Raw genomic sequence first — 15,847 nt, forward strand, 5'->3', positions numbered from 1 at the left:
ATTTACTGGGTAATGTATCTACTATTATAAAAAATTTTTGAATCAGTTATGTCATTAAAAGTTGATTTTATGCAAATTATGTGAAAAACTAAAGCAAGTAATAAAGCGTATTATTAGAGGATGTTTATAAAGCTTGAGATTAACTTTTTATAGTGCCTACACAGTGTGATACTTTTAATAACAAATTACAGCGTGGTGAAAGCCTAGCCATTTATGGCGGGGAGGAAGTCAGTTCAACTGGACTATACGTCAAATATCAGAAACTGTGATCCACTTCTAAAATATCTCACATGCATCTAACTTTATTTATGACTTAAGAATAATACGATAAAATATTAAAATATCTTTAAAAATTATTATAATTATAAGAAGAATTATAATAACATTGAACTATCGAAAAACCGTGTTGTGAAGTTTGATCTCGGAAATTAATCTTCTGACTTCCTCTTCTCCCTGAAGGGTGAGGCTTTCCTCAGCTTGCAAAGAGCCTTTCCCTCTATTTAAGAATTTCTTCCCTAGCATGAAACTCTTAAACCTTCTCAGCTTTACTCTTCAACTCATCAAGCTCAGTAATCCTCTTCTGAAAATAGAAAATCACTCTTAACTATGGAACCGCGGTAAAATAGAGTTTTACCATGATCAACTAAAACCGTTGCTAACATGTTTATACCAAGGTCAATTGAGGCTGTATTGTTACCTTTAGGAACGGCTATTTAGATCTTATCCCTTTTACCGTGAATTATGAGGGAGTTCTTTACTGGTTTTTTACTCTTCTTTGAAACTACCCTACTAGCGTCTATAGGAATATGAGCATAGAACTTATTGATTATGTGTATTTCTATCCTTCCTTATATGCCAAACCATCTAAGTGTGCCTGCAAAGGGTATTTCCATCTTCCAGTCCTTCACACTAAAATATGCCTTTCCTCACCAACCTTATAACGGTCTTGCGTAATAAGAAGATTCCTCTCGCCGTTTTCTATCCAATAACTTGGTTATGAAATTTGATTAGGGAAAGATGTAGGTCTTTCTTCTTTAGCAGAGAGAAAAAGGGACGACCAAGCCTCATTATTCTTGTGCAATACTGCTTGTGCATTAACTCCAAGTATCCCCTTGTACTTCTCGTAGAATTTATTCCAAGTACCCTTGAAGTCTATTTTCTTTTGTTGGAAGAACTGTTGCCTTCTCTCATATTTCGTTCCACATCTTTGATGTTACGTCAGCTTAGCTTTCTTTTTTGGTATCCGTTAGGGAATAGTCTAAGAACGACTGTTCTTACACTCCCCTTTGGTATTGCGGGAGTGATAATCTGTTCCCCTGCTCCTCATCTTTATTAAGTTGACCAGAAGGGAGTGGCATAAAAGAGACTACGATTTTTATATTTTAAAAACTTTTACCCCCTTCTTGAAAGGTAAGGTTTGTCGTTATTTTATTATGATACAATATTTAAAGATTTACGAAATGAGGAAAAGCTTAATGTGGGGAGAAGTCAGCTTGCTTCGGTAGTTTTACTTTGATATGATAGATAATTTATTGTTTTATATTACTTAAATATTCCTTACATGTAAGGAGGCTATAATATTAATTTGGAAGATTAGTTATGTCTCATGAGCAAAGACTTCACTCCATTCGATAATGCACCAATAAAGAATGTACACTATAGATGGACTATATTAGCTGCCTTAGGTGACTATCTAGATGCCGGGGCGATAGTGGCAGGAGCTGCCTCTGTTTCCATTTGGGTATCCTATTTTCATTTGAGCTCGATCCTCTTAGGCTTGATAGCTGCATTAAGTCCTAATGCTTTTGCTGCCTTCATTGGAGCATTAGTAGCTGGTCCTTTAGGTGATAGATATGGTAGAAAAGCGATTTACACGTATGACCTTATATTCTATATTATAGGTACCATTATAGTCATTGCAAGTGTAAATCCGTTCATGTTAATTTTAGGGTATATAATAACTGGAATAGCTGTGGGTGTAGATGTTCCTACATCATGGTCTTTAATTGCAGAATTCTCTCCTAAAAGAGGAAGAGGTAGATTAATGTCCTTCACCAACCTCTTCTGGTATATAGGTCCAATAGTAATATTATTGCTAGGAGTTGGAACATATTCTGTAGGAGTAAACTCTTTCAGAATACTTTTCGGGAGTTTAGCATTGGTCGCACTAATTACTTGGTTACTTAGAAGAGGACTGATAGAATCACCTAGATGGTCCGCTGCTAAGGGTAAGGAAGAGGATGTAAAGAAAGCTATTGAACAGCTTGGTGTAAGCTCACCATCGACTAGTGTTACTTCCGGCATAGAAAATTCCAAGCCTAAATTGAGCCAATTCGCTAAAGGATTTGCATTTATCATCCCATTATACATTATGTGGGGAATACCAGCTGGTACATTCGGATTCTTCTTACCATTTTTCGTAAAGGATTTGGGAATTAGTAGTGCTACTGGAGGAGATTTAATACAAATACTCTGGTTCATAACTGCAATTATGGGAGTAATACTAGTTCCAATGCAGTTATCAGATAAGGTTAACAGAAGACTATTATATGCAATTTCAGCAATGGTATGTGCGATAGCATTCGCTATACCCATAGCTTTACCAGTGAAGATACTAGCTGTAGCAGCTGCTAATGTCATATTATTCGGCTTTGGACACGGAATGGGTCTATGGCCAATAACTAGAATGTGGTCAGTAGAGCTTTTCCCCACAGAAATAAGAAATACAGCTCAAGCTTTAGTATGGGCTTCAATGAGGTTTGCGATTGGAGTATGGAGTATATTTGTCCCTACTATCGTGTCAACAATAGGTTACAGTGCAATAGCCTCTGTTGCTACAGCCTTCTTTGTAGCTAATGCCATAATAGGGGGACTATTTGGACCAAGAGCTGAGGGAAAAACTTTAGAAGAAATATTAAAAGAATTTTATGGACAGAAAATTATGCAAAAATAATTTTTTAAACTATTTTTTCTCCAAACCTTTCAACATTTTTTGGATCATATGCAGGTATGACAATATCACACGTTTTTCTTAAATACTCATAAGCGTTTAGGCACTCATAAATATTCTCTGCTATACCAATTGGTATATTCTCCTCAAAGTTTCTCGCAACAAACGCTGAGTCAGTTATACAAATTCTCTTTTGACCATTTATCACAATGGATAACGAGCTCCTATGATGGCAACCAGTCCACTTAACGAAGACGTTCTCACTAATGTAATCATCATCAATTAAAACTATCCTATTCCACGCCTTTTCAAATAGATACTCTCTAACGTATCTAGGTAAATATATGTCTCTATTTAAAAAAGGTGAAGGATTAGGATTAACTACATCCTCAAACCATCCTCTTTTAGAGAAGTAAAACTTTGCCTTATCAAATAAGTCAATATTACCTATTGCATAGTCTTGGACTGGGGTTATCACAACTTTTGATATATCTTCTAGTTTAATATTGTATCTAGCTAAATGGTTTTCTATTCTTTGATCTTCGGTAAAGGAGAACTTACATCTATCATTACCAGCCCATTCTCTTAAAAACTTATTCCTTAACGTTAAATCCCTAACTAAACCAGTGTTAATTAAAACATATTCATCTCCATCCTCTATCAAAAAAGAGTAAAACGAAAGCTTCATCCAATTGTTGAACTCTCTCATCCAGAAAACTTCTGCTCCCGGTACTTCTCCATGTTCTCCTACCTTGAACATGAGAACTCTCTTTATCATTTAATATCCTCATCATCTCTCTAATATAAAAATGAAATCCCTGACTAGTTAGTTAAGACTATACTCTATTCCAAAGCCTACTTTATCGTTTAAGTAGAAATATCCATTCTTGGGTCTCGGTGGATTAACCATGAAGTCCTCCATCCATCTATATTTAGTTAAGAACTCAGCCATTGGGCAGATGTGAGGAGGGCATGAAAATAGGAAATGCAGATTATACGGTATGCTAGTGTGAGGAATGACTTGTAATCCATAAGCCTCAGCTAATCCTTGAACTTTCTTAAGAGTGGTAATTCCACCAGACCATAAGGCATCTGGTTGCAAAATCTCTATGCCATAATCTGCTAAAAGTTTAAATTCCTCAACGGTGTAAGCGTGTTCCCCTGCTGCTATGGGAATTCCTATCTCCTTACTTAATACCTTATAAGCATGGTATTCATCTGGTGGTAGTGGTTCTTCTATCCAGCTTAACTCATACCTCTCTAGTCTCTTTAACATTCTTCTAGCGTACTTTAAATTCCAAGCCATCCAAACGTCAGCCATTAGGTCTACATTATAACCTATAGCATCTCTTACAGCTTTAACTAGTTCCTCATTCCTCTCCATCCCCTTATAGCCATCTAATGGACCACAACATAATCTCATTTTCATAGCTTGATACCCTTCTTCTAGATAGCTTAAAGCCTCTTTTCGTAATTCGTTTATATCAGTTGGATGTAAATGACTGGCATAAGCTGGAATTCTCTCCCTAGTCGGACCGCCTAATAATTTATATACAGGCTTTCCAGTCTCTTTACCTTTTAGATCCCATAACATTAAGTCAATTGCACTTATTGCCATCATTACTATCCCTTTTCTGCCAAAAGGTAAGGTTATTCTATAAAGCAAGTCAAAAATTCGTTCGGTTTCATCAATTTCCCTTCCGATTATTACGTTTTTTAACTTCAAAATGATGTCTGCAACCATGTCACTAACTTCTACAATACTTTCCTCATTGTTGTCTGTGACCATTTTAACGAAAGAGACCGTATTATAGCCAGCTGACTCTAGTGGATTTAAGCCCTTTATTTCATAATAATCTGTGGGTTTTGTATAAGGATAAGCCTCTAGATTTGGTTTATAATTCGCCTTAACTAATACGATATCTTTTACTCTCATTCTTAGCTATATTTATTTCTTAAATAGAAAAAAAGTAAACCATACAAGTAAGGTAATAGTTTTATTAACTAAGGTAGCTTATCCGTAAGTTAATCGCTAAATTCGAGTGTAATACCTTTACTTTCTAATGCCTTGCTAACCTTTTCCTTAAGTAGTACCATATTCTCCTCAACCATCTCTAAGGGCTTCATACCGTAGTCTATTAAGAACATTAGCCTTGTTGGTCTAGCTAATTTATAGATATACTCTATCTGGTTAGCTATATCCTCTGGTCCACCTAACAATAAAAGACCGCTTTTATATAACTCATCTAAAGTCCTCCTCTTAGCATATAATCTTGAAAATACGTATCTATGTAAGTAGTCTTTAGATTGTTCTATTGCATCGTGAAAAGACTTTCCTACGTGGGTATGAAATGATAACGATAACTCCTTTTCTTCTAATCCAGAACTTTTCAATCCCTCTCTAAACGAGTTCACAACTTGACTTATGTCATCAAGCTTATCGACAGTAGCATAAGGTATCATCATTAAATTAAATCCTTTCTTGCCAACATGATATGCAGCTTCAGCTCTTAGAACAGCTATCCATATAGGAGGATGGGGCTTTTGTAGTGGTAAGATGTTTATACTTAAGTTTTCAAAATTGAAATACTTTCCGTGAAAAGTTACAGTCTCTCCTCTCATCGCTCTTAAGATTATCTCTAATCCCTCATCAAATATCTCCCTCTTAAATTCAGGGTTAATGCCAAAACCCTGAAATTCATGCTTTAAGTACCCACTACCCATAGCTAGATTAACTCTTCCCTTCGATATAACGTCCAACAATGAATACTCCTCAGCAACTTGAATTGGGTTTTTGAAAACTATCGTAGATACAGCCGGTCCTATTCTAATTTTACTAGTTCTTGTAGCAACATGAGAGAGAAAGACTGGTGTTGAGGGTACGATTCCATAATTTGAGAAGTGATGTTCAGCTATCCAAACACTTTGGAAACCTAACTTCTCAGCAAATTCTATCTCCTTTACTACTTGCTCGTAATATTCCCCCTTTGATAAACCGCTTTCTGGATAATAATCTACTACCCAAAAGAGTTCAGGTTTTATTTTCATAAGACTAATTTAGGATACATTTAAAATAAACTTTACATTGAAGTGTTTCGATTATATATTTAAATTTGTCCTAAACAATAGATAATATATGGTATTTTACGTAAAGCAGGGAGAATTGCCTAAGAAAAGACACACACTGTTTATGAAAGATGGGAAAATTATTAGAGAAGAAGTCTTTGGTACTGAAACCTTTTTCGGTAGGTACTCATTACTTTATCACTTAAACCCTCCAACTAGGGTGATAAAGCTAGGAGAGTGGAAAAGCTTTAGCATTAAAGAATGGGAAGAATCCGGTTATAGACATCACAAGCTTAGTACGTCAAAACTAGGTAACTCCTCTGATCCATTTATTGATAGGAAGCCTCTCCTATACAATGATGAGTTAGTACTATCCTACGCTAAGCTAGAAAGTAATTCACCTTATTTTTACAGAAATGCAGACTTTGACGAAGTATATTATCTCCACACTGGAGAGGCGAAGTTTGAGAGCGTATTTGGAGAATTAGAGATAAAAGAAGGGGACTATTTATTGATTCCAAGGGGGACAACTTATACTTTCGAGATAAGAAAGCCTTCAGAGTTTTTCATAATAGAGGGAAAGAAGATAGAGGTACCTAAGAGATATAGGAATGAGTATGGTCAACTCATGGAGGGTTCTTTCTATTATTACAGAGATATCAGAACTCCTACACTTAGAACATTTGATGAAAAGGGGGAATATAGAGTTGTGATAAGGAGTGAGAAGGGGTTCCAAGTAGTCTTTGTAGATTATCACCCATTTGACGTAGTGGGATGGGATGGCTATCTATTTCCATTTGCTATTAGCGTATATGACTTAGAACCAATAACTGGGAAAATTCATCAACCTCCAATAGTTTATACTACTTTTACTGGTGAGAACTTTGCAATATGTACCTTCGTGCCTAGGCTTTTCGATTATCATCCGGAGGCTGTTCCAATCTCATATTATCATGAGAACATTGATGCTGATGAAGTGATCTTTTACTCTTCTGGGCAGTTCATGAGTAGGAGGGGAATAACCAAGGGAGATATAACTGTTCATAGGGGAGGTCATGCTCATGGACCTCAGCCCGGAGCCTTAGAGAGCAGTTTAGAGAAGAGAGGTAAACTAAATGATGAAGTAGCAATACTAGTTGAAACCCAAAAAAGGCTAAAGTTAAGTATTTACGCTAAGGAGATTGATGATCCAAATTATCCATTGTCTTGGGTTTAATCCAGGCTTTTTGGAGCTTTAGGATATTTATCCCAAAGTTTTGGATCATGGGATATTATTACCGATGTTCTCGGAACTTTCATCATAGCCTTAAGCTTCTTCATGTTTAGGAAGTATTCCTCAGCGTCACCCAATAACCAACCTTTAGATTCGTAATCTAGTTCTTCTGGTACGTGAAGGAAGTCTCCAGTAAAGACGTAATTATTTTCATTCTTAGTCCTCACTTTAACAACTATTGACCCTGGAGTGTGCCCACCAAATAGGAAGAGCTCTATACCCGGTAATAGTTCAAAATATTCCCCAGTAATAGGCATTATATTCATATTTCTCAACAATTCTAAGTCATCATATACGTAGGGGACTGGTTTGTTCAACCAAGCGTTTAATAATGCAAACTTTAGTTCCTTCTCATGAACTATAATTCCCGGCTTAGAAGATTTGAATATTTCTAAACTCCCAGTGTGGTCTAAGTGTAAGTGGGAGAAGACTATAAAGTGTATATCCTCTGGCTTGAGTCCAATACTCTTCAACTGATTCTCTATCTTATTCTCGTCAGAAAAACTAACTATCGGGAATACGCTCAACGCCATATTAGGCCATTTGGTCTTTGACTTCTCTGAGATCCCAGTATCAAACAATATAATACCATCCTTATGCTCTATTACAGCACTCATAACACTAACGTCAACCCAATTCCTAGGCTTAGGATTAGTCATCTCCTCAACAGTCATAGGTGTAGGTAAAAACCAACCTATATCTGCCCTAATCTTACCGTGATCTAGAAGATAGATTTTATTAACTTGGTTCATAAGACATAATGGCATTTATGATTTATATGTTTTAGTTTGAAAGCATTCTATTTATAAAATACATTTTTATTTTAATTATTATACAATTATAGTGAAGAAAAACATTAGCTCTAAACCTTAGTAAAAATATTTTGAATTTTACAGAGATTTTGTTAACTCATGATCATAGTGAGGTTGTATGGTTATAAAAAATAAATCTCAACCAACCTATTTATTAATCAGTATTACAAAATGAAAGACAAGCCTCGCCCTTTAGGGCTGGGAGGAGTCCAGCTATATTAACACATTCTATAATTCGTTTTATACCTTCAAGATGATACTATACGATTAAAACATCACCTTGATAAAAAAGAGGACACACCATTTAAGATGAGGTTAGATATAACTGAGAGATGAACTAATATTAAATTTACGGTAGGGATTTCGGAAGTCTATTTCGCATTATAAATTAATATACTACCTCTCCATTGACTCTTAGTGAGGACGTAATCTTAGCGGGTGTAGTTAACGTTGAAAGAACTGGGCAATGTAACTCTACTAATTCCTTTAATCTTTTCACTCTCTCTGGATCAGCGTCAGTTTCAATATCAATTGTGTATTTTATATCCGTAAATCCCGCTTGAACTTGTGAAATACCTAGGAACCCTTTAGGATCTAGTTCTCCATCGACTGTTACACTTAACCTCTTTATATTAATTCCTAACTCAGAAGCGTAGACTTGAAAAACTATGCATTGGCAAGAACCTAAGGATATTAAAAGTAACTCTACTGGATTAGGTCCCTTATTACTTCCTCCTAAACTTTCAGGCTCATCTATAGTTAATTTAAATCCCCTCACAGATGCTTCCACATGAAATCCATTAATTAAAGTAGTATTAACCCTAAAATGAGCTTTAGCGTCTTTCAACTTTTTTATATCATCTCTAACCCTTTTAACCACATCCGAAATTTGCGAGTCCATGAATTATGGTTAGTTGCATGAATTTTAAAATTGCAAGAATTATGCAATAAATTATTTTCTAGAAAATAACCTAACTGATTTCCTTTAAAAAGTTCCATTGTAAAAAATTTTTTAGCCTTATGAAGGTTTAAAATACCATTACTATTCCCGGGTAAACTTCCTCTAAGAAGGATTCTGCACCTTTTATATCATCTACGATATCCAATAAGTCCTCTTTCTTTATACCATAAGTAGCTGCAGCTAATGGACAAGCATATATTCTTAATTTCTCGCCATATAACTTTTTAAGCTCAACAAACATATCCGACCAGTCTTGCAATTTACCAGTTTTTATCATTTCTTGTAAGTTTTTAAGAAAAATTTCAACATTAGGACCATACATCTTAGGGTAAATACTAAAGTCTTCTGGATTCAAGCTAGACCAAACTTTTTTAGCTGTGTCTTTTCTGAACGCCACTAATCCCTCATTAACTAGATGCAAGACCACTGTCCAGCCAGAGGATAATGCTGATGCTGCATAAACTGCTACACAACATATCCTATTTGCTGCGCCAGACTGAACAACAATTCCTAATTTTCTTTCTTGGCTCATGAATTATTTTATGATTTTCATTACATTTAAAACTTACGATAAGTGCAACATAATGATCTTAACAGAATATATTATCTAACGCTATTACAAGATACGACTAGCGTGAAATTTCTCTCCCTTAAAAAATATATGCACATATAATTGTAATATAGGTACAAATTGTGGTCATAGTCCAATTTCAAACGTGTGCGTACTTAAGTCTTTCTATATATAAATCACAATTTCATTCACATCAATAAAATTCAATTTATAACAAAATAACAAAATTGTTGTTCAAGAATCTTCATGTATTAATAAATTTATAAAGTATCAATTAATGAATTAAAAAATGTGAATAACCTTGCTTGATACATTCTTAAAAGGGGTTGAGTCCAGAGGCATCAGTATCCTTAAAGACGTAGAAGGATATAGAAGAGATTGGACACCTTTACTAGCTTTGGAGGAATATCTAGGCAAAGATATAGGAAAGCCTATTGCAGTATTAAAGGTGAGCAATAATGATCAAATTTCAGAAATTGTCAAACTTGCAAACAAATATAAAGTATGTTTAGTTCCTTTTAGTGGAGGGTCTAGTGTGGTTGGAGGTGCTTACCATAATAAAGATTGTGTTGTATTGGATTTAAGCGATCTTAATAAAGTAATTGAGTTCAATGAGGAAGATTTAACGGTCACAGTAGAGGCGGGAATAAAGATAAAGGACTTAGAGAGTTGGCTAAACAATAAGGGGTATACGTTAGATTATCATCCCCAATCTTTTTACTTAGCAACTATAGGCGGTGCGATAGCACATAAGGGTTCTGGGTCTCATAGTAGTAGTAATATAGAGGAGTTAGTGTTATGGTTAGAGGTTATACTTCCTAATGGAGAGAAAATCGAAGTTGGTCCAAATAAATCAATAAGGAATTCAATGGGTCCAGAATTAATGCATCTATTTATAGGCTCTGAAGGTAGATTGGGTATAATAACTAAGGCTAAGTTGAGAGTAAAGCCATTAGCTAATTACTATAAAGATTTAGCCTTTTATTTCGACACTTTTGAGGACGCAATAAGGTTTGCTAGAGAGTACACAATACACGTTCATCCTCCCTATAGAGCAGTAATTCATGATAACGAAAGTGGTAGTTACATGTTGGGTTTACCATATTCTATCTCTCTTATAAGGTTAAGAGAATATGACCAAGAGCTAGTAAACGCTGAGGAAAGTATAGTTAAGAAGATAGCGAGATCCTACAACGGTAAGGAAGGTGAGCCAGAGCTGGTTAAAAAGTGGAGGGAAGTCTTCGCTAAAAAATATGAGGAACAGCTACTTTATCTCGTCACACAAGGATATTGGAATGACACATTAGACCTAGCTATTAGTTGGAGCGAATTACCTAAAATGTATCGTGAGTTGAGAAAATCTATAATGTCGTTATCAGGGGTATATAATGTTCTTTCCAGGTTAAGTCACCTTTACATGAATGGCTCTAGCCTATACGTAGTAGTTATATTTAAACAAGACCCAGAATTACTTGAGAAGATATGGGAGACTACAGCCAAAGTTGTATTAAAATACGGTGGGACTATTTCACATCATCACGGAGTAGGATTTTTAAAGAAGAAATGGATAGGCGAGGAAAAGAAGGACGAAATTAGATTATTTAATATCATCAGAAATTACTTAGATGAAAATGGAGTGATGAATAAGGGAAAGCTTATTGATTAAGGAGAAGGCTGGTTATTTATTAATATGTTTCATGTTATTCATTTTTATAGTAATAAAACTTATAATTAACAGATAACAATCATCATATATGTTACAGCCCAAAGAGATGGAAGTACTATTATATAAGGTTCCCTCGAGACATATTCAAGAAAACGCTATAGCGAGATTTACTGCATATGAATGGACAGTAGTCAAAATAAGGTTTTCTAATGAAATTGAAGGACTAGGATGGACTTATACTCAAGGGAGAGGAGGTAGTGCGGTATTTCATCTAATAGCGGATTATTGGGCTAAGGAGATTTTAAGCTCTCCCTCAATTGATCCCGAGACATTAAATAAAAAAGTCTGGTCTCTTTCTTACTCTTATGGCTTAGAGGGTATCAGTAGAATAGCTTATTCAGCAATAGACATCGCATTATGGGATGCACTAGCTAAAGCTCATGATATGCCATTGTATGAATTACTGGGAGGACCAAAGTCTCCTAAAGTGAAAGCTTATAGAAGTGCAATAGATTTGAACTTCTCCTTAGAGGAATTAGTTGATGATATAAAAAGGTTTAAGGCTCAAGGATTTAAAGCGTTCAAGATAAAGGTGGGTAAGCCAAAGTTTGAGGAAGATGTAGAGAGAATAAAGGCGGTAAAGGAAGTTATAGGGGATATGCCTCTAATGGTAGATGTTAATAGAGGATGGTCCTATCAAGAAACTGTGAGAAGAGGGAAGGTACTGGAAGAATTGGGAGTTTATTGGTTAGAAGAACCTATCGAAGCTGATCTTCTAGATCAGTATAAGCAATTGAGGGAAAAGTTAGATATACCAATAGCTGCTGGTGAAAGCTTATATAATGGATATGAGCAAGCTAGATTAATATTAGACAAATGCGTTGATATAGTTCAACTAGACGTTCATAGGTCTGGAGGTATAACTGAGTGGATGAAATATGCTAGGATTGCAGAAGCCTTAGGATTACCTATGGCTCCGCACTTCGGTGAAGAAATCTCAGTTCAAGTACTTTCAGCAATAAAGAATTCATTATTTCTAGAGCATCTACCCGGAAGTAATCTAAATGATAGTGGTGTATTAGCTTCTACACTGAAGTTCGAAGAGGGATACGCTATTCCTCCTAATAAGCCTGGTCATGGAATAGAATTTGATTGGGAAAAAATCTCTAAATACGAAGTAGATAGAAGAAAAGTTAGCTAATTTTTCCCTCGTATAAAAATGCTTTTCGTAAAAAAATTATTCATTTAGCTTACTCTTTGCCCACTCTAAAATACCTCCACTTCTCATGACGTCTAAAATAAAAGGAGGCATAGGAGTACTATTAAAAGTCTTATCCATAATTTTAATTTCGCCAGTATCTACGTTAATTTCCACTTCAATGTCAGTTGACTTAACAAAAGATCCTATTACTTCCCTTCCCTTCATCAAACTATTTAAATGTTCTACAGCTTCTGGGGAGATGAATATTGGAAGTCCTACATTTATCGCGTTTCTAAAGAATATTCTCGCAAAACTCTTAGCTATTACCGCACTTATCCCTAAAGCTTTAAGACCTATTGCTGCTTGTTCTCTCGATGAGCCACTGCCGAAATTTTTACCAGCAACCATTATATCCCCCGGTTTAACACGTTTTACGAAATCAGGATCTACTCCCTCAAAAATGTGTTTTGCGACTTCCTTAGGATCTGTGATAGTCAAAAACCTACCCGGAATTATTACGTCAGTATCAACATCATTTCCTACTACGTGAGCCTTACCCTTAAATATCATTTCTTTCACCCATATACAAACTTTTTAACTTCATCCCAGTCTGCAACTTTTCTAGGATCCGTGATGTATCCCGTTATTGCAGAAGCTGCAGCTACCATAGCATTTGCTAAATATACTTCTGCCTTAGCTGAGCCCATTCTACCTCTGAAATTTCTATTTGTGGTAGTAATTGCTACTTCGCCATCTGCTAATAAGCCCATATGACCTCCGAAACACGCTCCACAAGTAGAATGAGATACTTGGGCACCTGCGTCAATAAATGTATCGATAAGACCCTCTTTTATGGCTTGTTTATACACGTTACGAGTAGCTGCCATTATAATTAACCTAACGTCCTTAGCGATCTTCTTGCCTCTAAGAATAGCCGCAGCTTGTCTCAAATCCGTTATTGTTCCGTTTGCACAATTTCCTATATATATTTGATTAACTGGTATTCCCTCGACGTCTTTGACATTCACAACATTACCCGGGGAATGAGGCTTAGCTATCAAAGGTTCTAAACTAGTGATATCATACTCATGAACCGCTACATACTTAGCATCGTTATCCGCTTTCACTAGACTGCTTACTTCACCTAAATAAGTCTTACTCCAATTTATTACAACCTCATTAGGCTCAAATATTCCTGCTTCAGCTCCAGCCTCTATAGCCATGTTTGCTACATGCATATACTCATCTATATTAAAATTAAGTAGAGCAGGTCCAGAAAACTCCATAGATTGAAAGTTTGCTCCATCTACTCCTATATCACTTATAGCATGTAATATTAAGTCCTTTCCAGTGATAAATGGTGGTCTTCTTCCTTTAAATATGAATAATTGGCTTTCAGGTACCCTAAACCATAAGTAACCTAATGCCATGGCTACTGCTATATCAGTTGCACCAAACCCTGAACCATAAGCATTAAATGCTCCATATGTTGTAGTGTGGGAATCCCCTCCAATGATTAAATAACCTGGCTTAACCAATCCCATTTCTGGTAATAACGTATGTTCTATTCCAGATCCTATCTCGAAGAACTTGTTAGCTCCTTGCTCTTTAGCGAAATCCCTCATTACTTTATTGTTTTGAGCTGCCTCCAGAGAAGGAGGAGGTTCAAAGTGATCTAAAACTAGAACCAAACTGTTTACATCCTTAACCCTTTTCGCCCCAATACTCTTAACTTGCTTTATAGCCAATGGACCAGAAACGTCATTGAGTAATATCACATCTGGCTTAGCCAGAATTATTTCGCCAGGCTTTATTTCATTACGCTTTTCAACTAAATGGGCTTGTAATATTTTCTCCGCTATAGTCTTACCCACTTCTCTCAACCTCTTTCTTCAATGCTTCTAAAGCAGCTTCAGCTACCTTCATGTCTTCAGTGTAATGCCCCCCGCTGACACCAATTCCTCCTACAATTTTACCGTTTAACACTATTGGATATCCTCCTCCAAATATTATTAGTCTATTAATACCAGATGGAGCACCTAATGCTAAAGGTGGATCATTCTTTATGAAGTCATACCATTGGTGGGTAGGCATTCCAAAACCAACTGCAGTATAAGCTTTATCAATAGCAACTTGAACGCTTAAAAGAGGTGCACCATCCATTCTCAAAAAGGACTTAAGAACACCGCTCTCATCAACTATTGCTATAACGAATGACTTTCCTATTTCCTTAGCTTTTTCTGTAGCAGCTTTTATCATAACCATAGCCATATCATCGGAAATGCTCTCTTTAGTGAAAGTTGTCTTCACTTTCTCACCCTAGTAACATATTTCTGCTCTAATTTTTGTACTTCTGGAACGCCTATAAATTCTACAAATTCGTTGAAATTTACCATTTTATCTAGTACGTTTAATGGTAGACCGTCTACTTTCATTCTCTCAAGAACTTCCTTCATTGCCTTAAATGCTGTGAATAGCGTTACTACTGGTACTATAACGAGTTTATAACCTAATTCCCTTAGAGTCTTTAGATCTATTAAAGGAGACCTTGTACCTTTTCCTGCCCAATTGTATAATAAAGGAATACCCCTAAGTTCCTTTGCAATCCTCTCTATCTGTTCAACATTTTCTGGGGCTTCAACGAACAACATATCTGCTCCTGCCTTATAATATTCCTTAGCCCTCTCTAGAGCTGAGTCAATTCCCTCCACGGCAATAGCATCAGTTCTCGCTATTAGGAGGAAGTTAGGATTCCTTTTAGCATCTCTACCTGCTCTAATCTTTTCTACCATTTCTTCAAGGGGTATTAGTTCTTTACCAGTTAAATGTCCACATTTCTTTGGAAAAGTTTGATCCTCGATATGTAAACCAGACGCCCCGGCATCCTCATACTCTCGAATAGTTCTAATGATGTTTATTGGATTACCGTAACCGGTGTCAGCATCAGCTATTAGCGGAACGCTAATTACTCTGGCAATCCTTTTAACGTTATCTACCATCTCACTCATAGTGATTAATCCGACGTCAGGGTAGCCTAACATGCTAGCTGCTGTTCCAAATCCTGTCATGTAGACACACTCAAATCCCATCGCTTCTATTAGTCTAGCACTTAATGCATCATATGCCCCTGGGCAAACCAATATATCTTTAGATTCCAATAATTTCCTTAGGTTATCTGGTCCATTAATTTTATCTCTTAGAAGGACCCCTCCCATATAGTATCATATAAACACCAGATTAATAAGTTTTTTAAGTAATAAAATTAATGACGCGAATGCATTAAATTGATTGTCTTGAAGGGCAAACTCTTTTGGCTGGATGAGATCGGCTAAGAGATTATAATATTT

General features: G+C 36.0%; 15 protein-coding genes. 4 read left to right on the plus strand and 11 right to left on the minus strand.

Going from position 1 to position 15,847, the window contains the following annotated elements:
• Window positions 1–566: 566 nt before the first annotated feature.
• Complete coding sequence (locus tag BFU36_RS14555) at window positions 567–662, minus strand: hypothetical protein (protein ID WP_083216414.1); 96 nt, start codon at window positions 660–662, stop codon at window positions 567–569.
• Between the two features lie 944 nt (window positions 663–1,606).
• Here BFU36_RS14555 and BFU36_RS12455 point away from each other — a divergent pair.
• Window positions 1,607–2,953 (plus strand): MFS transporter, encoded by a 1,347-nt coding sequence (locus BFU36_RS12455; RefSeq protein WP_069284326.1) that lies wholly within the window; start codon window positions 1,607–1,609, stop codon window positions 2,951–2,953.
• 4 nt (window positions 2,954–2,957) lie between these two features.
• On the opposite strand, the gene BFU36_RS12460 is transcribed toward BFU36_RS12455, so the two are convergent.
• The 3 genes from BFU36_RS12460 to BFU36_RS12470 all read right to left on the minus strand — a co-directional run bounded on the left by BFU36_RS12460 (window position 2,958) and on the right by BFU36_RS12470 (window position 5,998).
• Window positions 2,958–3,728, minus strand: a complete 771-nt coding sequence (locus tag BFU36_RS12460; RefSeq protein WP_069284327.1) for a Zn-dependent hydrolase — start codon at window positions 3,726–3,728, stop codon at window positions 2,958–2,960.
• A gap of 48 nt (window positions 3,729–3,776) precedes the next feature.
• Window positions 3,777–4,886 (minus strand): enolase C-terminal domain-like protein, encoded by a 1,110-nt coding sequence (locus BFU36_RS12465; protein WP_069284328.1) that lies wholly within the window; start codon window positions 4,884–4,886, stop codon window positions 3,777–3,779.
• 89 nt (window positions 4,887–4,975) lie between these two features.
• Window positions 4,976–5,998: an LLM class flavin-dependent oxidoreductase gene (locus BFU36_RS12470; protein WP_069284329.1), complete on the minus strand. Its 1,023-nt coding sequence runs from the start codon at window positions 5,996–5,998 to the stop codon at window positions 4,976–4,978.
• Window positions 5,999–6,086: 88 nt separating this feature from the next.
• On the opposite strand from BFU36_RS12470, the gene BFU36_RS12475 reads away from it, so the two are divergent.
• The gene (locus BFU36_RS12475; RefSeq protein ID WP_069284330.1) at window positions 6,087–7,232 is read left to right on the plus strand and encodes a homogentisate 1,2-dioxygenase; all 1,146 of its coding nucleotides are present in this window, start codon (window positions 6,087–6,089) and stop codon (window positions 7,230–7,232) included.
• Here the strand turns inward: BFU36_RS12475 and BFU36_RS12480 are convergent.
• From BFU36_RS12480 to BFU36_RS12490, 3 genes are all read right to left on the minus strand, one after another.
• On the minus strand, window positions 7,229–8,041 hold the full coding sequence (locus BFU36_RS12480; protein WP_069284331.1) for an N-acyl homoserine lactonase family protein: 813 nt from the start codon (window positions 8,039–8,041) through the stop codon (window positions 7,229–7,231). The two genes, BFU36_RS12475 and BFU36_RS12480, sit on opposite strands and share 4 nt — an antisense overlap.
• Window positions 8,042–8,489: 448 nt before the next feature.
• The gene (locus tag BFU36_RS12485; RefSeq protein ID WP_069284332.1) at window positions 8,490–9,002 is read right to left on the minus strand and encodes an OsmC family protein; all 513 of its coding nucleotides are present in this window, start codon (window positions 9,000–9,002) and stop codon (window positions 8,490–8,492) included.
• A 127-nt stretch (window positions 9,003–9,129) separates the two neighbouring features.
• Window positions 9,130–9,594, minus strand: coding sequence for a DsrE/DsrF/DrsH-like family protein (locus BFU36_RS12490; RefSeq protein WP_069284333.1), 465 nt, complete (start codon window positions 9,592–9,594; stop codon window positions 9,130–9,132).
• Window positions 9,595–9,934: 340 nt separating this feature from the next.
• Here BFU36_RS12490 and BFU36_RS12495 point away from each other — a divergent pair, with 340 nt between their 5' ends.
• Together BFU36_RS12495 and BFU36_RS12500 are read left to right on the plus strand one after the other, a co-directional pair.
• Window positions 9,935–11,299 carry an FAD-binding oxidoreductase gene (locus BFU36_RS12495; RefSeq protein ID WP_069284334.1) on the plus strand — a complete coding sequence of 455 codons (1,365 nt, stop codon included), beginning with the start codon at window positions 9,935–9,937 and terminating at the stop codon, window positions 11,297–11,299.
• Between the two features lie 88 nt (window positions 11,300–11,387).
• Entirely contained in the window at window positions 11,388–12,500 is a 1,113-nt protein-coding gene (locus BFU36_RS12500; RefSeq protein WP_069284335.1) for a mandelate racemase/muconate lactonizing enzyme family protein, read from the plus strand.
• Window positions 12,501–12,536: 36 nt separating this feature from the next.
• Here the strand turns inward: BFU36_RS12500 and BFU36_RS12505 are convergent, their stop codons facing one another.
• The 4 genes from BFU36_RS12505 to BFU36_RS12520 are packed head-to-tail and all read right to left on the minus strand — an operon-like array spanning window position 12,537 to window position 15,715.
• A complete protein-coding gene (locus BFU36_RS12505; RefSeq protein ID WP_069284803.1) occupies window positions 12,537–13,070 on the minus strand; it encodes a 3-isopropylmalate dehydratase small subunit in 534 nt (177 codons plus the stop codon).
• A gap of 5 nt (window positions 13,071–13,075) precedes the next feature.
• Window positions 13,076–14,374 (minus strand): 3-isopropylmalate dehydratase large subunit, encoded by a 1,299-nt coding sequence (locus BFU36_RS12510; RefSeq protein WP_069284805.1) that lies wholly within the window; start codon window positions 14,372–14,374, stop codon window positions 13,076–13,078.
• The gene (locus BFU36_RS12515) at window positions 14,367–14,810 is read right to left on the minus strand and encodes a heme-binding protein (protein ID WP_231961153.1); all 444 of its coding nucleotides are present in this window, start codon (window positions 14,808–14,810) and stop codon (window positions 14,367–14,369) included. The genes BFU36_RS12510 and BFU36_RS12515 overlap by 8 nt, the downstream gene beginning before the upstream one ends.
• Window positions 14,807–15,715, minus strand: a complete 909-nt coding sequence (locus BFU36_RS12520; protein ID WP_069284336.1) for an oxaloacetate decarboxylase — start codon at window positions 15,713–15,715, stop codon at window positions 14,807–14,809. Before BFU36_RS12520 ends, BFU36_RS12515 begins: the two co-directional genes overlap by 4 nt.
• Between the last annotated feature and the right edge of the window lie 132 nt (window positions 15,716–15,847).

Origin of the sequence: Sulfolobus sp. A20, assembly GCF_001719125.1 — an archaeon.
GTDB lineage: Archaea > Thermoproteota > Thermoprotei_A > Sulfolobales > Sulfolobaceae > Saccharolobus.